Genomic DNA, 18,828 nt, shown 5'->3' on the forward strand with positions numbered 1-18,828 from the left:
CGCCAGCGATTATCGCACGGCCGTCGGGTGGTCGAGACCCAGACCACGCTTAAGCGCTTGATTGACCAATCCCGGCAGCGCCGCGGCGATCGGAGGCGCGATCCGCTTGATCAGGCGGGCCTTCAGCGACTGGTCGCGGACGAAATCGGTCATGCCCCGCGCGGTTTTGACCCAGGCGCCATCCACCGCGCCGCGCAGCCGGGCGTAGTCGGAAAGGCGGGACAGGTCGCCCCTCAGCGCGTCGACGGCGCAGGCGGCGAAGACAGAGGCGTCCTCGATGCCCAGGTTCATGCCGCGCCCGCCGACCGGGGAATGAATATGGGCGGCATCGCCGGCGAGGGCGACGCGCCCCACCGCCATGGTCGGGACCATCCGGTGCGACACCCGAAACTCCGAGCTCCAGTGAACCGTCCCGGCCCGCCAGATATGCGGCAGGCGCGGCAAGAGCGGGTCGCCGAAGCCGATCAGCCGGAAGGTGCCGCCCGAGAAGGGCAAGACGACGATCGGCCCGGCGCGCTGGAACTCGATCCGGGCCTCATCCTGTGGCGCGCCATCGATGTCGACGTCCATCAACGACCAGGGCAGGGGAGAGCTGTCGCCGGGGAAATCCAGCCCGAGCGCGTGGCGGACGGCGGAATGCGCGCCGTCGGCGCCGAGCAACAGCGACGCGTTCACGGTCTCGCCTGTGGAAAGGACGGCGGTGACGGCATCCGGGGTCTGGGACAAGCCGGTCAGGGCGACGCGGCGTTCGGGGCGAACGTCGAGCGCGGCCAAGGCTTCGGTCAGCAGGGCCTCGGTCGCGGCCTGGGGAAGGATCGTCATGGGTCGACCCGGAGCGATGCGGGCCCAGTCGGGGCGAACGACCGCGGTGGTGCGGCCTTCGCGGGCGAACCGGATAGCGGAGATCGGCTGGCCCGCGCCGCGGATGCGGTCGGCCACGCCGGTGGGTTCGAGCAGTTCCAGCGTGCGAGGATTGACCGCCAGCGCCTTGGAGGTCGTCGTCGGCTGGTCGGCCGCGTCGATGACGCGCACGCGAACTCCGAGGCGCGTCAGGAAAAGCGCCGCCGCCAGTCCCGAAGGACCGGCACCGACGATCAGGACCTGGGCGTCGATCAGAGACATAATGGAGGGAGGGTAGCCGGTGGACGTGGTCCGCGTCGATCCCGGCCTAAGCCCGGCGGGCCAAGGCACCGCGAAACAGCCGGACGAGAATAGCGAGCTCTTGATGCAGGCGGGACCAGCTCAAGACCTGCGGATCGTATTCGGGCGCGAAGTCTCGATTGCAGTTGGTGATGTTTGAAAGATGCTTACTATCGTGCTCGAAATCCGTCATGAGACAAGCGCTCCTCGCGCTGTGAACATGTATAGCGAAGCTGAACCATAAAAGTTCCATTTCAGACTAACGAAAGAAGCCAGCCACTGCATCAGCGGCTGGCTAAATTAATTCTGAGAGTCTTTCGTCTAATACTTTCGGAGACTATTCCGCGCTCAGCGCCACATCTACGTTCCCGCGCGTGGCGTTGGAGTACGGGCAGACCTGGTGCGCCTTCTGGATCAGGTCGTCGATGACGGCCTTGTCCAGGCCATGGTCGGTGATCTTCAGGTCGACCGAGATGTTGAAGCCCTCGCCATGATCGTTCTTGCCGAAGCCGATGCCGGAATGGACCTTGGTGTCCGGGCCGACGGGCGTGCCCGCCTGACCGCTGACCAGACGGAGCGCGCCGAGGTAGCAGGCGGCGTAGCCGGTCGCGAAGAGCTGTTCGGGGTTGGTGCCGGGGCCGTCGTCGCCGCCCATGGCCTTGGGCACCGACAGGGATACGTCGATCTTGCCGTCATCGGTGTGGGAGCGCCCACCGGCGCGACCGCCGCCGGAAGCCGTGGCGTGGGCTTTATAGAGGACGTCCATGAGAAGGCTCCGTTTCGAGAAGAGGAGCTGTGCAGATAGGCGTCCACGCGCCGTGCGCTAGGCGATGCCAGCCTTCTTGAGGATCTTGTAGGCCTTGATGACCCGAACCAGCTTGGCCTCCGCCCCGCGGTCGCCCTGGTTGTGGTCGGGGTGACATCGTTTCAGCAGGTCGTGGTAGGCGGCCTTGATCTTTTCCTTGGACGCGCCGGGTTCCAGGTCGAGGTCGGCGAATGCCCCCTTTTCGATCTTGCCGACGCGGCGGTCCTCGGTCGGGTGCTGGGCTGCCTGATCGCCCTTGCGTCCGAACAGCCCATAGCTGTCACGCCAGGAGCCGGCGCCCGTCGTGTTGGCGGTGCCCATCTTGGCGGCGAAGGCGGCGGCCTCCCTGCTGTTCTTTCCGGCCTTCATCTCCCAGGTCGGGCGACCACCGGTCATGGCCTCGTTTTCCTTGGCCGCGCGAATCTGGGCCTCGTTCATGCCGGCGTAGAAGTTCCAGCTCTTGTTGTACTCGCCTGCATGCGGCTGGCAGAAATCGTAGAAGTCGTTCAGCCGTTCGCGGGACTTCGGCGCGCGCGCCGTTGCGGCCTTGGTGCAGTCGGGCCAGTCGCAAGGCTTTTCGCCGGGTTTCAGCCGCAGGACATCGGCCTCGGCTTCGGCTTCGCCGGCCTTGGGCGGTTTGATCCGCATGTCCTTGAAGCGGGGCTTGTACTCGAATGACGCTGGCATCGGTCACAGTGTAGGGTCGAATTGGTCACCATCAAGGAAGCGAACATGTCCGAAGGCCCGATCGCGACGATTATCCGCAGAAAACTGACGGCCGCGCTCGCGCCGACACGGTTGGAGATCGAGGACGACAGCGCCCGCCATGCCGGACACCACCATGACGGGGGCATGGACGCCCGGCCGGGCGGAGAGAGCCACTTCAACCTGACAGTCGTCTCCCCGGCGTTTTACGGCCAAGGTCGGGTCCAGCGTCAGCGAGCCGTGAACGGCGTGCTGGCCGATGAACTGGCCGGGCCGGTGCATGCGCTTTCCATCCGTGCCCTGACGCCGGATGAGGCCGAAGTGTGAAGGATAAACCAGTGTTCACCTCGTCTTAGAAGGTTCGTCCTAGCGTCACGTTCGGGACTGTTCACGGGATATCGGGAAACGCATGGTTGGCTCCGAGGATATCGGCAAAAGCCTCGAGGGCGCGCGCAGCGGTGCCGGCGAAGCCGCCCAGGCGCTGACGGCCATCCTGCAGACCCAGTATCTGCGTTATCTGATCATCGCCAGCTGGGCGGTCGGACTGTGGGGCACGGTCGGGACGCTGCAGGCCGTTCTCTGGTTCGTCGGGACGGTCGCGGCCGGTTCGGTGCGCGGTGCGTTCGAACGACGCATGAGTGGGCGGGTCGATGCAGGCTGGGGGCTGCTGTTTCCGGCGGTCGCGACCGTCACCACCGCCGCATGGGCCTCCGCGCCGCTGCTCGCCTGGTTTTCGCCGAGCAGTTTCGGGCATCCGCTGGCCGTGGCCCTGCTGATCAGCGGCTATGTGCTGGTGTTCTCGCAGCTTCGCAGTTCGCCCAAACAGGCCATCGTGATCTCTTCGCCCTATTCCATCGTGGCGCTGGTCATTCTCGGTAGCCTGTGGGGTGGGCCAGAGTTTCTGCCGTTTCTCAGCATCATGCCGTTCACCGCCGCCGGCCTGTTCGTCCTGGTCACCATGACCATGCTGCGAGAGGAGCGGATCAAGGCGTTCCAGGAACATCAGGCGCACCTGATCGAAGAGCTCCAGGGCGCGCGGGACAAGGCCGATGCGGCCAACCAGGCCAAGTCCAACTTCCTTGGGGTCATTTCTCACGAACTTCGCACGCCGATGAACGGCGTGCTGGGCGCGGCTCAGCTGCTGGGATCGACCCGGCTGGAGCCGACCCAGCGCGAATATCTGTCCATCATCCGCAACTCGGGCGACAACCTTCTGCACCTGCTCAACGACATCCTCGACATGACGAAGATCGAGGCGGGCAAGATGACCTTCGAGGTGATCGACATCGGGCTCGAGGACCTGCATCGCCGGGTGACCGGACCCTTCGCCGCGCAGGCGGAGGCAAAAGGTCTTGAGTTCGTCTGCTCGTTCGAAGGTGACGCGCCATCGGTCGTGAAGGGCGATCCGCTGCGGGTCTGCCAGGTGATCCAGAACCTGTTGTCCAACGCCGTGAAGTTCACCGAGGCGGGCACCATTCACTATGTGGTCCGCTCGAGCCGGATCAACGACAAGCGGGTCGCCTTCGAATTCTCGGTCACCGACAGCGGAGCCGGTATCGCGCCCGACGATCTGGAGCGGCTGTTCCAGCCCTTTACCCAGGTCGATGCCTCCTCGACGCGCCGATTCGGCGGCACGGGGCTGGGCCTGACCATCGCGCGTCGCATGGCCAATATCATGGGCGGTGACATCCGCGTCGAATCGACGATCGGCAAGGGATCGACCTTCGTCCTGTCGGTCGAGGCCGAAGTGGTCGAATGGCAGCCCGTCCAGGAGGCGGAGGCCATCGACGCCGAGGTCGGCGAAGGCGAAAGCCTGTCGGTCCTGGTGGTAGAGGATCACCCGGTCAACCGAATGATCCTGGAGGCCTGGCTGGGATCGGCGGGTCACGCGACCGTCTCGGCCGAGAACGGTCAGATCGCCGTCGATATGGCGATTAATCAGGTGTTCGACCTGATCATCATGGATGTGAACATGCCCGTGATGGATGGATTGAGCGCGACCCGCCTGATTCGGGCTGACGGCGTGAACAGCGAGACGCCGATCGCGGTGCTGTCGGCTTCCGCCCGACACGAAGACCATGAGGCGGGCCTCGACGCCGGGGCCGACGCCTACCTGAACAAGCCGATCGATTTCGCGGCCCTGGCACAACTTATGCAGAAGGTCCGCGGTGGACGGGCGGCCATGCAGGCCAATGGGGAAAGTGTTCAGACGGCGGCGGCAGCCTGAACCGGACCTGACACAAGCCGTTCAGACGCGGCTCAAGGCGTGACTCCTAGGGTGGGTGCAAGTCGGAAGTCCCCGACGCATCAGGAGTATTCGCCGTGAAGAAATTCACCACCGCCGCTCTCGCCGCCCTGGTTGCCGCTGGCTCCATGGGCGTCGCATCGGCCGCCGACGCCCAGTCGCGCTACGACCGCAACGATCGTCAGGAACAACGTCAGGATCGCCGCGACGACCGCCGTGACGATCGCAACGACCGCCGCGAATACCGCCAGGATCGTCGCGACGACCGCCAGGACTATCGCCAGCAAGCTCGTGCCTATGACCGCTGGCAGCGTGCGGAGCGCCGCTACAACGCGCCCCGCTATGCTCCGCCGCGCGGCTATCAGGTCCGTAGCTGGTCCTATGGTCAACGCCTGCCCAGCTACTATTCGCAGGGCTATGTCGTGAACGATTACAGCCGTTACGGCCTGCGCGCGCCGCCCCGTGGCCATCACTATGTTCGCAGCGGGAACGACGTCGTTCTGGCCGCCGTCGCCGGAGGTCTGATCACCGCGGTGATCGCCGGGTTGTTCAACTAGGAGCCTACCGCTCGGTGCGCGGCACCTCGCGACTTGAGGCTGGCGTACACGATCTGCGCCCCGGGGGGAGACCTCCGGGGCGTTTTCGCGTTTGGAAGGGCCTGTGCCTAGATGAGGCTTCATGCGCGCCTTCGCCGAACTGCTGGATCGCCTGTCGCTGACGGGATCGAGGAACGCCAAGCTGGTGTTGCTGCGTGATTATCTGCGGGTCACGCCCGACCCGGACCGGGGCTGGGCACTGGCGGCCCTGACCGGCGAACTCAGTTTCGATGCGGCCAAGCCGGCGATGATCCGGCGGGCGGTCGAGGCACGGGTGGATCCGGTGCTCTTCCGCTGGTCCTATGACTACGTCGGCGACTTGGCCGAGACCGTCGCCCTGATCTGGCCCGGCAATCCCGATCACCGACCCAACCGCGAACCCGAGCTGGGCGAGATCGTCGATGCTCTGGCGACCGCCAAGCGCAGCGAGGTTCAGGGGCTGATCGAAGGCTGGCTGGATGCCCTGGCACCCAAGGGGCGATGGGCGCTGCTGAAACTCGTCACCGGGGCTTTGCGGGTCGGTCTGTCGGCGCGCCTGGCCAAGACCGCGACCGCCATGGTGCGGCCGGAGGCGGTGACGGATGCTCCCAACCCCGAGAGCGACGAGGCGGTCATTCCGCTGGAGCCTGTGGATGTTTCAGAGATCGAGGAAGTCTGGCACGGGCTGGAGCCGCCCTACGCCGATCTGTTCGCCTGGCTGGAGGGCAGGGCGGAGCGACCCAGTCCTGATGCGCCCGGCCGATTCCGTCCCGTGATGCTGGCCGTCGCGATCGACGAGGCGGTGGACTTCGCCCGTCTGGCCCCCGCCGACTATGCCGCCGAGTGGAAATGGGACGGCATCCGGGTCCAGGCCGTGCGTGAGCAGGGGGTGGTGAAGCTGTATTCCAGGACCGGCGACGAGATTTCCGGCAGTTTCGGCGACGTCACGGCTGGGCTCAAGTTCGAGGGCGCGATCGACGGCGAACTGCTGGTCTGGCGCGACGGGCAGGTCGCGCCGTTCGGAGATTTGCAGCAGCGGCTGAACCGGAAGACGGTGGATGCCAAGACGATGGCGGCCTATCCGGCGGCGATCGTGGCCTATGACGCGCTGGCGCTGGACGGCGAGGACCTGCGCTCGCTGCCCCTTCGCGAACGGCGCGCGCGGCTGGAGGCCATGGTGGCCGCGCACACCGGTGACCGCCTGCATCTGTCACCGCTGGTCGACTACGACAGCTGGGAGGCGTTGGGCTTGCTGCGTGCCGATCCGCCCGTTGGCGCGGCGGCTGAAGGGCTAATGCTGAAACGCTGGGACAGCGCCTATGTCGCCGGGCGGCCCAAGGGGCCGTGGTTCAAGTGGAAGCGCGATCCGCATTCGATCGACTGCGTGTTGATGTACGCTCAGCGCGGGCACGGCAAACGCTCCAGCTTCTATTCCGACTTCACCTTCGGCGTCTGGACGCCCGAGGGTGCGCTGACACCTGTGGGCAAGGCCTATTTCGGATTCACCGACGAGGAGCTGAAACAGCTCGACAAGTTCGTGCGCGACCACACCATCGACCGCTTCGGGCCGGTTCGATCGGTGCGGGCCGAACGGGATTTCGGTCTTGTGCTGGAAATCGCCTTCGAAGGCCTGAACCGGTCGCCTCGGCACAAGTCCGGCGTGGCGATGCGTTTTCCCCGCATCGGCCGCATCCGCTGGGACAAGCCGGCGCGAGAGGCCGCGACGATCGCCGAGGTGATGGATCTGCTGGACGCGATCGAGGGCGGGGGCGGACGGCTGGCGAAGGTTGGCTAGGCGGCCTTTCTGCGAGTGCGCCAGGCGCGGTCCACGTCGTCGGACACACCGCACAGCTGCAGGAAGGTGACGACCGGCACGGATACGGGTGCAGCCATGCCCGGGATCAGGGCGTGCCCGGCGGGCGCGGGCGCCGTCGCCTCGATCAGCAGCGGCAGGATGGTCCAGCGGGCGGGGAAGGGCTGCACGTCGATGTTCGGCTCGGCGCGCAGGTGCGGGCAGTGCTGCAGCGACAGGTCCGAGCATCGCCGGTGCAGGGGGGCGATCGCTCCGGCATCGATCAACACCTGCTCGTCGGCGATCCGGAACGACAGGTCGGCCCCTCGGCCCGAGGCCCGCAGCCGACCGGCGGGGATCCGCCGAGCGACCTGGGTCACGCGATCGTCCGGTCCGGTGGGTTCGCCGCACATGGGGCACAGCATCCTGGAGACCGATAGGCGCTGGCGCAGCAGGTGGTTCTTCGAATATTCGGGCCGCCCATAGCCGGCCTGCTCCGCCTGTGTCAGGGCCAGACGGCCGCCGATGGAGGCGCAGGGGCGTACGCCCTGGATCGGCTCCGCAGTCCAGCTGGTCACCCAGGGCACATCCACGCCCACGCTCAGGGACGACTTCTTCAAAGCGACGAACTCCGCGACATCCCGACAGTCTGAGGCGGCCCGCGCCCGGCGTCGAGAGCCCGTTTTTCGACTGCGACGGGTTCCAATCCGTGGTCAAGGCGTTAGACCGCCCGGATGCTTTCGACCGACAACCCCTTGAACGGCCTGATTTCCGCAGGCCAGCAGGTGACGACGCTGGACGTGGCCATGATGGCCAAGCTGACCCAGGTGATCGGGGACTTCGCCGTCAATCTGGCCATCGCCCTGGCGATCCTGGCCGCGACGATCTTCGCGGCGCGCTGGGCCGCCTCCGCGACGCGCAAGGCGCTGGGGAAGGTTAGGGGATTCCGGCACGACCCGACCGTCCTCAGCTTCGCCGTGCAGGTGGTGCGGGTTGTCGTCTTCCTGATCGGTTTCGTCGCGGTGCTTCAGCGTCTGGGTGTCCAGACGACCTCGATCATCGCGGTGCTGGGCGCGGCCTCGCTGGCCGTGGGCCTGGCGTTGCAGGGGACGTTGTCGAACGTGGCGGCGGGCGTGATGCTGTTGATCCTTAGACCCTACCGTGTCGGCGACCTGGTCAATATCGGCGGCAACGTCGGCAAGGTTCAGCGGCTGGACCTGTTCTTCACCCAGCTGTCGGACGCCAATAATGTGAAGATCATGGCTCCGAATTCGAAGGTGTTCGGCGACGTCATCCTGAACCTGTCCGGCCAGCAGACCCGACGTATAGAGCTGCAGATCGGGGTGGGCTATGGCGAGAACCTGAACAAGGCGCGAGAGGCGCTGGTCGCGGCCGCGACGGCGCAGGCGGCCGTGCTGCCCGATCCCGCGCCGTGGGCCGGCGTCACCAACATGCTGGACAGCGCCGTGGAGATCAGTCTGCATGCTTGGGTCAAGTCCACCGACTACTGGCAGACGCGGGCCGACGTCCTGCAAGCGGCCAAGGAGGCGCTGGACGCCGCCGACATCGAAATTCCCTTCCCCCATCAGGTCGCGGTTCCCTATGGCCACGACGACCTGGTGATGCCGGTGGTGGCGGAGGGCGCGGTATTGCGCCGCTCCAGAGATGATCCCAGAAGCGCGGGCTTCGATGGATCAAGACACGATTCCGACCAGGACGAGGGCTGAGCTGAGATGCGGTACGACTTCGGGTCCGACAATACTGCCGGCATGGCCCCGGCCGCGCTGCGTGGCCTGATCGAGGCGAACGCAGACTATGCCAAGGCCTACGGGGCCGACGACATCACCGCGCGCGCCGCCGACCAGATTCGGCGTCGGCTGGATGCGGATCCTGAAATCCGGTTCGTCTTTTCCGGCACGGCGGCGAACGCCATCGCCCTGTCGATGCTGGCCTATCCGCACGAGGCCGTGCTGGCGCACCATGCGGCCCACGTCTGCACCGACGAGACGGGTGCCCCCGGGTTCTTCGGGCAGGGCGTCGGCCTGATCGGCCTGCCGGGCCTGTCGGGCAAGATCGACACGCGCGCGCTGGAAGGGGCGCTGGACGAGGCTGAGGTCGGCCACCGACAGCCGCCCGCGGCCCTCAGCCTGACCCAGTCCACCGAATACGGCACCGTCTACACCGAAGAGGAGCTTCGACATCTGATCGAGCCGGTTAAGGAGCGCGGATACGGCGTCCATCTGGACGGCGCGCGGCTGGCCAACGCGGCGGCGGCGGGCTTCGACCTGACCCAGATCGCGCGGCTGGGCGTCGATGTGCTGGTGTTCGGCGGGGCCAAGGCCGGCGGCCTGTGCACCGAGGCGATCGTGATGTTCGACAAGTCCCTGGCGCGCCGGGTGGACAATCGGCTGAAACAGGCGGGGCAGACGGCGTCAAAGGGCCGGTTCCTGGCCGCGCCCTTCCTCGGGATGCTGGAGTCGAACGCCTGGGAGGACGGGGCCGCCCACGCCAACCTGATGGCCCAGCGGCTGGCGGCCGGGATCGCCACACGCTCGCCCTTCATCCTGGCCCACCCGGTCGAGGCCAATGCGGTGTTTGTCCGGATGCCGGTCAAGGCGCACGCCGCACTGAACGATGCGGGCTGGGCCTGCTACCGCTTCGACGACGGCTCGGTCCGGTTCGTCTGCTCCTGGGCCACGACGCAAGAGGCCGTTGACGAAGTCCTCGAGGTGATCGCCGGGCTCTGATCCAGATTTCAGGCCATTCGCGCGGCACGCGAACCGTCATCTGATCGCCGTAGTGGGTTGGCAAGGTCGCATCGGATCGGCTTTAACCCTTAGCCGAACCCTCGATTACTGGCCTGGAGTTTGTCGATGATCCGTTTTCTGACCGCCGTCGCGGCGGCCACCCTTGCCTTGAGCGCGAGCGCCGCGTCCGCGCAGGACTTCCGCGCCCTGGCACGGACGGACCTGCAAGCGGCACACGATGCGCTGCGCGACAACCACCCGGCCGCCGTCATTCCTGGTGCCGCCGGTGACAGCTTCCGCGCGTGGCTCGACGCCGGCCTGACCGACGCGAACGGCCGGATCGGCCAGGTCAACTCGGGCGACGCCCACGCTTATCTGATGCGGTACTACGCCGCCGGTTTTCGTGACTCCAACATCGCGATCACGCCGTCTTTCGAAGGCATGGGCCCCTATTTCGGCACCAGCTGGCCGGGCATCGCGACGGGCTGGCGCAACGGCCACTATGAGGTCACCTACGTCAAACCGGGCGTGCGCAACGCCCCACGCATCGGTGACATCGTCGTCAGCTGCAACCTTATCCCTATCGACGAATATGCGCGCGGCAAGCTCGACAAGTGGGAGGGCAATCTGGAAAGCGAAGCCGGGCGGGTGACCTCGGCCCCGTATCTGTTGTGGAACCGAAACAATCCCTTCGCCGCCGGGGTCCCATCGACCTGCGAGTTCCAGCGCGGCGAGCGTGGTCGTCCGCGCGCGACCGAACTGCGGCCCGTCCCTCTGGCTGCCGGAGACCTGGAGGCCGCCTATCGGGCCACCGTTTACATGCCCACGGCGACGCCGCTGAGCATCGAGACCGTCAATGGTCGTCCGTGGCTCAATGTCCATTCCTTCGCCGACAGCGCGGGGTGGGACGCCTTCAACGCCCAGGTCGAAGCCCAGGCGGCCGCCCTGCGCGGAACGCAAGGCTTCGTGCTGGACCTGCGCGCCGCCTCGGGCGCCTCGGCCTATACATCGACCGCGCGAGGCTACGGATTGGCCAATCGCATCTGGACGCCCGAGTTCACCGTCAGCCGACAGCCGGCCGCGGGTGCCATCACCTATCGCGCCACGGCGGGTAATCGGACGTGGTATGCCGACACCCTCGGTCGGATGCAGGCCGATCCGCGCTTCGTGCAGGAAGCAGGCCCGGTGATCGAACAGACCCAGGCGATCGTCGCGGCCTTCGACGCGGCCATCGCCGCCGGCCAACAGACCTTCACCCTACCGGGTCGTGCCGCCGTGGCCGACACCGGCGCCGCCAACCCCGTTCAGGGTCCGGTCGTGGTTCTGGTCGATGCGGGTTGCTCGGGCGGCTGTCTGGACACGCTGGACCTGCTGTCCAAACTGCCGAACGTCCGCATCGCCGGATCGACGACGGCGACCGACACCATCTTCATCGAGCCCACCGTGGCCCGTCTGCCGTCCAACTATTCGGACCTGAGCTATGGCCACAAGGCCTGGACCAGCCGCGAGCGCCCGAACAATCAGCCGTTCATTCCGGCGCAAGGGCTGGTCTATGTCGGCAATCCGGCGGACGAGACGGCCGTACGCACCTGGGTCGGAACTCTGTTCCAGTAAGCGAAATGGCACCGCTCGCGGCGGTTGCCTGCAGAAGTTGGGCCGGACGGGGTGGAACCCCTGTCCGGCCCTTCCTATTTTGGCGTCATGACAGACACAACGACACCCGTACGATCCGCCGCTGGATTCGATCTGACACCACCGAGCGAAAGCCAGCGCGTCGCGCTCGAGGCCGATCTCAACGCCGAAGAGAAGCGGGTGCTGCTGTCACACGGCACCGAGGCTCCATTCTGCGGCGTGCTGCTGGGCGAAAAGCGACCGGGCGTGTTCTGCTGCCGCGAATGCGGCCTGCCGCTGTTCAGGGCCACGACCAAGTTCGAGAGTGGAACCGGTTGGCCCAGTTTCACCCAGCCGGTCGACGAGGCGCATGTCACGGCGATCGTGGATCGTTCCTACGGCATGACGCGAACCGAGACGACCTGTGCACGCTGCGGCAGCCATCAGGGCCATGTCTTCCCCGATGGGCCACCCCCGACGGGGTTGCGCTACTGCATCAACTCGGTCGCGCTGCAATTCGTCGAAGAGGGACGGCCCTTGCCTGACCCCCTGGGGCGTGGCGACGGGATCGCGTGATCTTCACCCTTCCGCCTCAATCCGGGTTAGGATGGCGACAGTAGCGGAGTTGACGGCATGCTGACCCTTCTTGTTCTGACAAGCTTCGCCTTGGCATCGGATCCCGACGGCGTGGTTTCGACGGCTCCGCGCGGCGCGGACTCGGTGGTGGTCGGCGCGATCGCACCCACCACGGACGCGCGCCCCGACGCATCGATGATCACGCCGACGACCCAGTCCCTGACGACCGCACAACAGATCGATCGCTGGATCAGCGCGAGGTCGCCATCGGACGCACCGTTCGCATCGGATCGCGGACCTCTGGACGATCGAAAGATGCGCGGCTTCGTCAGCGGCGCGGTCGGTACAGGCGACTTCAACGCCGTCGCCGTTGGCGTGTCGCTGCCGATCGGCGAAAATGGCCGACTTGATCTGAGGTTTTCGCAAAGCCGGAACGGATACGGCTACGGGGGCTACGGGGGCTACGGGGGCTACCCCTATGATGGGCTCGGCTATCGTGACTACCGGCCGACCGACTTTCACGGACATCGCCCGACCGCCTACGACCCCTTCTTCGAAGAGCGCGTCAGGGTCGCCGGGAGCGATACCGAGCGCCGAGAGCCGCGCGAGGACCGCCGTAATCCTTAGAACGGCAAGAAAAAAGGCCCGGTCGAGAGACCGGGCCTTTGTCGTTCAGATGGTGCCGCCGGGGGGAATCGAACCCACGACCTCAGCCTTACCAAGGATGCGCTCTACCACTGAGCTACGGCGGCCTGTTCTGAAGAAGCGGCCGTATAGCCACTGGATGGATCGGGGGGAAGCCCTCTTTCTGCTTGCCCGGCAAGTTTTCCCGGTGCTGACTGTGTGGATGACCGAGCCGTCCGACACGCCCCCCGCCACCGCGGCTCCCTCGTCCCCTGCTCTGGTCAGAGCGCCGGAGCAGGCTGCCAAGACCGAACGTGCCAATCGCCTGGCCAAAGCCCTGCGGGATAATCTGCGTCGACGAAAGACGGCCCGCCCCGACCGCAAGGACAGCTGAACACTTTTCACGACAGCGAGCGTCGGCCCTTTCGTGACAGGCCCGCGCCGGGCTAGATAACCGGCTCGCCGGGATGCTTGATCCTTGCGGTCTCAAGGACGTCATGGACAGCATCACGGTTCACGGGGGCCACAGCCTCCACGGTTCGATTCCCGTCAGCGGGGCCAAGAACTCGGCCATCAAGCTGATGGCGGCCTCGATCCTGACGGAACAGCCGCTGCTGCTGACCAATATGCCGCGCCTGGCCGATACCAAGTTCCTGGGCCGATTGTTGCAGCAGTTCGGCATGACGGTGACGGAGCGCGACGGTGCCGACGGGCAGGAGACCCTGTTCGATGCACGACAGATCACATCGACCTTCGCGCCCTATGATCTGGTTCGGCAGATGCGGGCCAGTTTCAATGTGCTGGGGCCGCTGCTGGCGCGAACCGGCCATGCCAAGGTCTCTCTGCCCGGCGGATGCACGATCGGGGCCCGGCCGGTCGATCTGCACATCGACGCCCTGACCCGCCTCGGTGCCTTGATCGAGCTGGAGGAGGGCTACGTCTCGGCCACCGCGCCGAACGGCCTGAGAGGAGCCGAGATCGAGTTTCCGTTCGTCTCCGTCGGGGCCACCGAGCACACATTGATGGCGGCGACGCTGGCGCGCGGCACGACGGTTCTGAAGCGGGCGGCGCGAGAGCCGGAGATCGGCGATCTGGCGCGATGCCTGGTCATGATGGGGGCCCGGATCGAGGGGATCGACACCGACACCCTTGTGATCGATGGCGTGACGTCGCTGAACGGCGGCGAATGGTCGGTCATCCCCGACCGGATCGAGATGGGGTCCTATGTCTGCGCGGCGGCGATGGCGGGGGGCGAAGTGCGCTTGACCAAGGGCCGGGCCGAACTGATCCAGAGCTTGACGGATCGCCTCGTCGAGGCCGGAGTCCAGATCACGCCGACCGCCGATGGAGTGGTCGTCAAGCGTGATCCCGCGATCCGACTGAAGGCGGTGGACGTGGCGACCGAAGTCTATCCAGGCTTCGCCACCGATCTGCAGGCCCAGTTCATGGCCCTGATGACGACGGCGCACGGCGTCAGCGTGATCCACGAGAACATCTTCGAGAACCGGTTCATGCATGCGCCCGAGCTGATGCGACTGGGGGCAGAGATTTCGGTGCACGCGGGCGAGGCCCATGTGACCGGGGTGGAGCGGCTGAAGGGCGCGCCCGTCATGGCGACCGATCTCCGCGCATCGGTCAGTCTGGTGATCGCCGGCCTGGTGGCAGAGGGTGAAACCAGCATCGGGCGCGTCTATCATCTGGATCGCGGGTTCGAACGGCTCGAGGAGAAGCTCGGGGCCTGCGGGGCCGATATCCGGCGGGTGAAGGGCCCGCCCGTGGAAGGACCGGGTGATGACCACTGAACCTTTGACGGCGGAGGAAGGCGAGGCGATCCGGGCGGCCGGCGGCAATAACGCCCCACTGCGCCTTCTGGCCGAGGACGATCAGGATCTGGCGATAATCTCCGCCGCGCTGCAGGACTCGATCCTGCGCCCCGCTGACATCGTATGGGAGAAGGGCGCGCGTCGCCTGACGATCGAACTTAGCCGCTTCTGCTGGGAATGCGGCGGCACCTGGGTGCGGGCGGCCATGCAGTTCGGGGATGTGCAAGCGGTCAAGAGCCGCGGCCTGCCGCGCCTGCCCGATGCGCCGCTGGAACTGTTGGCGATCCACTTCATTGAGGGGGAGGCACCCAGCGGAAAGGTCATCCTGATGTTCGCGGGCGGTGGAGACCTGCGGGTCGATGTGGAATGCCTGGACGCGGTGGTGGCGGACCTGTCCGAACGCTGGCAGGCCAAGGTCATGCCCACCCATCTGGACGGAAGCGGCAAATGACCGAACAGCGCCTGGCCTCCGTCGAACTGGACGAGGCGACCCTGCCCTCCGCCACGGCCGAGATCGAGCACGAACGGCGCGTGGCGATCTTCGATCTGGTCGAAAAGAACGTGTTCGCACCGGACGGGGTCGACGCCGGACCCTATGGGCTGAAGCTTTCGCTACAGGACAACCGGCTGGTCTTTGACATCGCGGGGATCGATTTCGTCCGCACCTATGCCCTGTCCCTGACGCCGCTGAAGAGCGTACTCAAGGATTACCTAATGATCTGCGACAGCTACTACGAGGCCCTGCGAGGATCGTCGGCGAGCCAGATCGAGGCGGTCGACATGGGGCGTCGAGGTCTGCACAACGAAGGGGCCGAACTGCTGAAAGCGCGGCTGGACGGCAAGATCGAGATCGATCACGAGACCGCGCGGCGGTTGTTCACGCTGGTGTGCGCGCTCTACCGGCGCGGCTGACGCCCGGTTCCAGGGTGCGGCGTCCTGTCACGGCCGGTGCCCAAAAGTCGCCCAACGGAGTCTTAGAACGGCGGCTCGCCAGCGTCGTTCGCCCGTCTGGGCTTTGACCGGTCGCTGCTCCACCGCTTTCGAAAAGCGCCGCCCGAGCTGAAGAATTCATGCGTCGACTGCCGCCCGCCGTCCGTTCCCTGATCACCCACTCCGGCCAGACCGGCGCTCTGATCGGCGTTGCCGTTCTGGCGATGGCCATGGCCCCTGCGGCCGCGCCGCCCTCCGGGAACGTCGAGGTTCCGGAAGCCGTGCCAGTCCTGGCCGTCGCCGCACCGGCCGGACCGATCATGCGCGAGATGGCCTTCGATGAACCGGTGCCTGGCTTCGCGATCAACTCCCGCTTCGGCATGCGGCGGCTTGGCGGCGAACCGGGGGCGCGAATGCACAAGGGTGTCGATATCGCGGCTCCGACCGGAACGACCGTCTTCGCGGCCGCCGAGGGCGAGGTGATCCGCATCGGGCACGATCCCGCGGGGTACGGCAACTTCATCGAGATGCGCCATCCTAACGGTATGACCACCCTTTATGGCCACCTGAGCCGTATCGACGTCGCGTCGGGCGATCGGATCGGCGAGCGCGAACGGATCGGTCTGGTCGGATCGACCGGCTATTCCACCGGACCTCATCTGCATTTCGAAGTGCGCAGGGCTGGGGCGCAGGTCAATCCGGCCCGGGTGATGGGTCAGGTCTTCGAGGTGGCCGCCGACATGCCGACGCACGTTTCCGACGCATCCTGATCCTTACGTCGAATACAGTTTGAGGCTCCGCGCGCCTTTGCTACCCCTTGCTCTGTGTCAGGCTCGGGGGTGCGTATGGCGGCGTTGGTTCTGGATGGCGTCAACAAGCGCTATGGCGAGTTCCAGGCGGTTCGCGACCTGAGCTTCGAAGTTCGCAAGGGCGCGATCTGCGGCTTCCTTGGCCCCAACGGCGCGGGCAAGACCTCCACGATCCGGATGATCCTGGGCCTGCAGTCGGCCACCAACGGCACCATCTCGATTCTGGGCGCGTCGGACGGGCGCAAGGTGCGGGATCGGATCGGGTTCCTTCCCGAAGAGCGTGGTCTTTACAAGAAGATGACCCCCGTCGACGCGATCGCCTTCTTTGGATCGCTGAAAGGCCTGCCGGCGTCAGAAGGGCGCAGGCGCGCCAGGGAGATGCTGGAGGCGCAGGGGCTGGGGGCCTCACGCAACAAGAAGATGAAGGAGCTGTCCAAGGGGATGGCGCAGAAGGTCCAGCTGATCGCCTCGGTCGTGCACCGGCCTGAGTTCGTGATCCTGGATGAGCCGTTCAGCGGGCTGGACCCGGTCAATCAGCAGGGGCTGGAGACCGTCATCCGCGATCTGGCGGCCAACGGCGCCACGGTTCTGTTCTCCACCCATGTCATGCAGCATGCCGAACGGCTGTGCGATCAGGTCGTGCTTGTCGCGCGGGGTCGCAAGGCCTTTGACGGCACGGTGGGGGAGGCGAGGGCGACTTCGCGCCGTTTTCTGGAGCTGGAAGGCGAAATCGCCGAGGCGGCGGTCGCCGGGCTGCCCGGTGTGACGGGCGTCGAGGTGAAATCGGAGCAGGGTGGCGTGCGGCTGCTGAAGGCGGCGCTGGCGCCGGGTGCCAATGGCCAGGAGGCGCTGAAGGCCGCGTTCGTGACCGGGCTCGACGTTCGGCGTTTCGAACTGAAGGAGCCGACGCTGCATGACGCCTTCATCGACCTGACCGGGGATCACCCGGACCAGGATCAGAGCGTCGCGCGCCCTGTCACCTCTCCGGAGATCGTACGATGAGCCGCGTCCTGCTGATCGCCCGCCGGGAATACCTGGCCTATGCCCGCACCGTGGGCTTCTGGCTGTCGCTGCTGGCCCTGCCATTGTTCGCGGTGCTGGGCGGGGGCTTGCCGCTTTTGCTGAAGGGCGCGGAGACGGTTCGCGCCGTCGCCCTGATCGAGGATGGTCCCGGAGCGACAGGGCTGGCCGATGCCGTGAGAAAGGCTCTGGCGGACGACACCGATCGCCGGGCCGAGCGCACACGGGAAGCGGCTGAAAAGGCGGCGGCCTCGGCCGGAGCGCCTCCCGGCGCGGCACAGGGGGCCCTGGCGTCGATAAGCCAGCCCAGGCTTCGGTTCGTCGACGTACCGGCGGAGTTGGCCAATGCAGCTCCAGGCGCGGAGCGCGACAGGGTCGTGCGGCGATATCTGACCGACGAGACGCCCAAGGCCGACCGGCTCGATGCGGTGGTGTTTCTGACACGGGGAGCCGAGGGGCCAGGGGCCAGGGTCTGGGCGGCGCGGGCATCGGACGACACGGTCGAGGACTTCGTTCGCGACGCCCTGAAAGACGCCAACCGCAAGGCGGTTCTGGAAGCGGCGGGCATCGATGCGGCCGTGGTCGATCAGACCGACGAGTTCAAGCCGGAGATCGGCGTCTTCTCGCCGAAGTCGGCGGGGGCGGGGGAGGTCTCGCTGCGCGACCGGCTGCCCGGCGTCATCGGCCTGGCCATGTGCTTCATCCTGTGGTCGCTGATCATCACGGGAGCGTCGATCCTGCTGAACAGCGTGATGGAGGAGAAATCCAACAAGATCCTGGAGGTCCTGCTGTCCTCCGCCTCGGCGACCGAAATCCTGACCGGCAAGGTCCTGGGCGTGGCGATGCTGACGCTGACGGTGCTGGTCGTGTGGGGCGGAATAGGTGCCTTCGGCCTGATTTCGGCGGCCCCCGGGGTGGCGGCCGATGTCGGCTCGGTGCTGATGACGAACGGGCTGCTGTTCTATTTCGCGGCCTATATCGTCGGCGGATACCTGATGTATGCGGTGCTGTTCGCCGCCATCGGGGCCTTCTGCGAGACCCCGCGCGACGCCCAGACCCTGATGGGACCGATCATGATGATCCTGGTGATCCCGATCCTGGTCGTCCAGATGTCGCTGGTGAACCCCGATGCGCCCGCGATTCGCTTCCTGTCTTGGGTGCCGTTCTTCACGCCCTTCCTGATGAGCGCGCGGGCACCGTCGGAGCCGCCGTTGATCGAGGTGATCGGCACCATGACCGGTATGTTCGCCGTCGCCCTGCTGATGGTCTGGCTGGCGGGGCGCGCGTTCCGCGCCGGAGCGCTGTCGGACGTGAAGCTGAGCTGGAAGAGCTTCGCCACGGCCATGGGCGGCGGGGAGCGTTGATAGGCTTCTCCTCCCCGTCCGAAGGATGGGGAGGGGCACGCAGCAAAGCGAAATGGAGGAAG

Annotated in this window: 19 protein-coding genes and 1 tRNA gene; 15 read left to right on the top strand and 5 right to left on the bottom strand. The window is 66.4% G+C overall.

The window, feature by feature from the left end; translation table 11 throughout:
- Positions 1 to 9 precede the first annotated feature (9 nt).
- The 3 genes from AC1DW4_RS04275 to AC1DW4_RS04285 form a co-directional block, all read right to left on the bottom strand.
- A complete protein-coding gene (locus tag AC1DW4_RS04275; protein ID WP_477015985.1) occupies positions 10 to 1,122 on the bottom strand; it encodes an FAD-dependent oxidoreductase in 1,113 nt (370 codons plus the stop codon).
- Between the two features lie 355 nt (positions 1,123 to 1,477).
- On the bottom strand, positions 1,478 to 1,906 hold the full coding sequence (locus AC1DW4_RS04280) for an organic hydroperoxide resistance protein (protein WP_477015986.1): 429 nt from the start codon (positions 1,904 to 1,906) through the stop codon (positions 1,478 to 1,480).
- 57 nt (positions 1,907 to 1,963) lie between these two features.
- The gene (locus tag AC1DW4_RS04285) at positions 1,964 to 2,632 is read right to left on the bottom strand and encodes a J domain-containing protein (protein WP_477015987.1); all 669 of its coding nucleotides are present in this window, start codon (positions 2,630 to 2,632) and stop codon (positions 1,964 to 1,966) included.
- A gap of 45 nt (positions 2,633 to 2,677) precedes the next feature.
- Between AC1DW4_RS04285 and AC1DW4_RS04290 the strand changes: the two genes are divergently transcribed.
- The 4 genes from AC1DW4_RS04290 (at position 2,678) to AC1DW4_RS04305 (ending at position 7,265) form a co-directional block, all read left to right on the top strand.
- Positions 2,678 to 2,977 (top strand): BolA family protein, encoded by a 300-nt coding sequence (locus tag AC1DW4_RS04290; protein WP_477015988.1) that lies wholly within the window; start codon positions 2,678 to 2,680, stop codon positions 2,975 to 2,977.
- A gap of 82 nt (positions 2,978 to 3,059) precedes the next feature.
- Positions 3,060 to 4,877 carry an ATP-binding protein gene (locus tag AC1DW4_RS04295; RefSeq protein ID WP_477015989.1) on the top strand — a complete coding sequence of 606 codons (1,818 nt, stop codon included), beginning with the start codon at positions 3,060 to 3,062 and terminating at the stop codon, positions 4,875 to 4,877.
- 95 nt (positions 4,878 to 4,972) lie between these two features.
- Entirely contained in the window at positions 4,973 to 5,452 is a 480-nt protein-coding gene (locus AC1DW4_RS04300) for an RcnB family protein (protein ID WP_477015990.1), read from the top strand.
- Between the two features lie 121 nt (positions 5,453 to 5,573).
- Positions 5,574 to 7,265, top strand: a complete 1,692-nt coding sequence (locus AC1DW4_RS04305) for a cisplatin damage response ATP-dependent DNA ligase (RefSeq protein ID WP_477015991.1) — start codon at positions 5,574 to 5,576, stop codon at positions 7,263 to 7,265.
- Here the strand turns inward: AC1DW4_RS04305 and AC1DW4_RS04310 are convergent.
- The gene (locus tag AC1DW4_RS04310) at positions 7,262 to 7,882 is read right to left on the bottom strand and encodes a hypothetical protein (protein WP_477015992.1); all 621 of its coding nucleotides are present in this window, start codon (positions 7,880 to 7,882) and stop codon (positions 7,262 to 7,264) included. The two genes, AC1DW4_RS04305 and AC1DW4_RS04310, sit on opposite strands and share 4 nt — an antisense overlap.
- A gap of 114 nt (positions 7,883 to 7,996) precedes the next feature.
- Between AC1DW4_RS04310 and AC1DW4_RS04315 the strand changes: the two genes are divergently transcribed.
- From AC1DW4_RS04315 to AC1DW4_RS04335, 5 genes are all read left to right on the top strand, one after another.
- Positions 7,997 to 8,989 (top strand): mechanosensitive ion channel family protein, encoded by a 993-nt coding sequence (locus tag AC1DW4_RS04315; protein WP_477015993.1) that lies wholly within the window; start codon positions 7,997 to 7,999, stop codon positions 8,987 to 8,989.
- A 6-nt stretch (positions 8,990 to 8,995) separates the two neighbouring features.
- Positions 8,996 to 10,009, top strand: coding sequence for a threonine aldolase family protein (locus AC1DW4_RS04320; RefSeq protein ID WP_477015994.1), 1,014 nt, complete (start codon positions 8,996 to 8,998; stop codon positions 10,007 to 10,009).
- A gap of 126 nt (positions 10,010 to 10,135) precedes the next feature.
- Positions 10,136 to 11,623, top strand: a complete 1,488-nt coding sequence (locus AC1DW4_RS04325) for a hypothetical protein (RefSeq protein ID WP_477015995.1) — start codon at positions 10,136 to 10,138, stop codon at positions 11,621 to 11,623.
- 87 nt (positions 11,624 to 11,710) lie between these two features.
- Positions 11,711 to 12,196, top strand: a complete 486-nt coding sequence (gene msrB, locus AC1DW4_RS04330; protein WP_477015996.1) for a peptide-methionine (R)-S-oxide reductase MsrB — start codon at positions 11,711 to 11,713, stop codon at positions 12,194 to 12,196.
- A 57-nt stretch (positions 12,197 to 12,253) separates the two neighbouring features.
- Positions 12,254 to 12,823 carry a hypothetical protein gene (locus AC1DW4_RS04335; RefSeq protein ID WP_477015997.1) on the top strand — a complete coding sequence of 190 codons (570 nt, stop codon included), beginning with the start codon at positions 12,254 to 12,256 and terminating at the stop codon, positions 12,821 to 12,823.
- A 50-nt stretch (positions 12,824 to 12,873) separates the two neighbouring features.
- Here AC1DW4_RS04335 and AC1DW4_RS04340 read toward each other — a convergent pair.
- A tRNA-Thr gene (locus AC1DW4_RS04340) sits at positions 12,874 to 12,948 on the bottom strand.
- Positions 12,949 to 13,317: 369 nt separating this feature from the next.
- On the opposite strand from AC1DW4_RS04340, the gene murA reads away from it, so the two are divergent.
- From murA to AC1DW4_RS04370, 6 genes are all read left to right on the top strand, one after another.
- Positions 13,318 to 14,622, top strand: coding sequence for a UDP-N-acetylglucosamine 1-carboxyvinyltransferase (murA, locus tag AC1DW4_RS04345; RefSeq protein WP_477016218.1), 1,305 nt, complete (start codon positions 13,318 to 13,320; stop codon positions 14,620 to 14,622).
- Positions 14,612 to 15,094: a DUF2948 family protein gene (locus AC1DW4_RS04350; protein ID WP_477015998.1), complete on the top strand. Its 483-nt coding sequence runs from the start codon at positions 14,612 to 14,614 to the stop codon at positions 15,092 to 15,094. The genes murA and AC1DW4_RS04350 overlap by 11 nt, the downstream gene beginning before the upstream one ends.
- The gene (locus AC1DW4_RS04355) at positions 15,091 to 15,555 is read left to right on the top strand and encodes a UPF0262 family protein (protein ID WP_477015999.1); all 465 of its coding nucleotides are present in this window, start codon (positions 15,091 to 15,093) and stop codon (positions 15,553 to 15,555) included. The genes AC1DW4_RS04350 and AC1DW4_RS04355 overlap by 4 nt, the downstream gene beginning before the upstream one ends.
- Before the next feature lie 158 nt (positions 15,556 to 15,713).
- Positions 15,714 to 16,343, top strand: coding sequence for a M23 family metallopeptidase (locus AC1DW4_RS04360; RefSeq protein WP_477016000.1), 630 nt, complete (start codon positions 15,714 to 15,716; stop codon positions 16,341 to 16,343).
- A 75-nt stretch (positions 16,344 to 16,418) separates the two neighbouring features.
- Entirely contained in the window at positions 16,419 to 17,384 is a 966-nt protein-coding gene (locus tag AC1DW4_RS04365; protein WP_477016001.1) for an ABC transporter ATP-binding protein, read from the top strand.
- On the top strand, positions 17,381 to 18,766 hold the full coding sequence (locus tag AC1DW4_RS04370; protein WP_477016002.1) for an ABC transporter permease: 1,386 nt from the start codon (positions 17,381 to 17,383) through the stop codon (positions 18,764 to 18,766). Before AC1DW4_RS04365 ends, AC1DW4_RS04370 begins: the two co-directional genes overlap by 4 nt.
- Positions 18,767 to 18,828: the final 62 nt, after the last annotated feature.

The organism is Brevundimonas sp. P2_A6 (genome assembly GCF_056404975.1).

Excerpts from the sequence above, each read along its gene's own strand:
- AC1DW4_RS04275 (WP_477015985.1), bottom strand. The coding sequence starts at position 1,122 with ATGTCTCTGATCGACGCCCAGGTCCTGATCGTCGGTGCCGGTCCTTCG.
- AC1DW4_RS04280 (WP_477015986.1), bottom strand. The coding sequence starts at position 1,906 with ATGGACGTCCTCTATAAAGCCCACGCCACGGCTTCCGGCGGCGGTCGC.
- AC1DW4_RS04285 (WP_477015987.1), bottom strand. The coding sequence starts at position 2,632 with ATGCCAGCGTCATTCGAGTACAAGCCCCGCTTCAAGGACATGCGGATC.
- AC1DW4_RS04290 (WP_477015988.1), top strand. The coding sequence starts at position 2,678 with ATGTCCGAAGGCCCGATCGCGACGATTATCCGCAGAAAACTGACGGCC.
- AC1DW4_RS04295 (WP_477015989.1), top strand. The coding sequence starts at position 3,060 with ATGGTTGGCTCCGAGGATATCGGCAAAAGCCTCGAGGGCGCGCGCAGC.
- AC1DW4_RS04305 (WP_477015991.1), top strand. The coding sequence starts at position 5,574 with ATGCGCGCCTTCGCCGAACTGCTGGATCGCCTGTCGCTGACGGGATCG.
- AC1DW4_RS04315 (WP_477015993.1), top strand. The coding sequence starts at position 7,997 with ATGCTTTCGACCGACAACCCCTTGAACGGCCTGATTTCCGCAGGCCAG.
- AC1DW4_RS04320 (WP_477015994.1), top strand. The coding sequence starts at position 8,996 with ATGCGGTACGACTTCGGGTCCGACAATACTGCCGGCATGGCCCCGGCC.
- AC1DW4_RS04325 (WP_477015995.1), top strand. The coding sequence starts at position 10,136 with ATGATCCGTTTTCTGACCGCCGTCGCGGCGGCCACCCTTGCCTTGAGC.
- msrB (WP_477015996.1), top strand. The coding sequence starts at position 11,711 with ATGACAGACACAACGACACCCGTACGATCCGCCGCTGGATTCGATCTG.
- AC1DW4_RS04335 (WP_477015997.1), top strand. The coding sequence starts at position 12,254 with ATGCTGACCCTTCTTGTTCTGACAAGCTTCGCCTTGGCATCGGATCCC.
- murA (WP_477016218.1), top strand. The coding sequence starts at position 13,318 with ATGGACAGCATCACGGTTCACGGGGGCCACAGCCTCCACGGTTCGATT.
- AC1DW4_RS04350 (WP_477015998.1), top strand. The coding sequence starts at position 14,612 with ATGACCACTGAACCTTTGACGGCGGAGGAAGGCGAGGCGATCCGGGCG.
- AC1DW4_RS04355 (WP_477015999.1), top strand. The coding sequence starts at position 15,091 with ATGACCGAACAGCGCCTGGCCTCCGTCGAACTGGACGAGGCGACCCTG.
- AC1DW4_RS04360 (WP_477016000.1), top strand. The coding sequence starts at position 15,714 with ATGCGTCGACTGCCGCCCGCCGTCCGTTCCCTGATCACCCACTCCGGC.
- AC1DW4_RS04365 (WP_477016001.1), top strand. The coding sequence starts at position 16,419 with ATGGCGGCGTTGGTTCTGGATGGCGTCAACAAGCGCTATGGCGAGTTC.
- AC1DW4_RS04370 (WP_477016002.1), top strand. The coding sequence starts at position 17,381 with ATGAGCCGCGTCCTGCTGATCGCCCGCCGGGAATACCTGGCCTATGCC.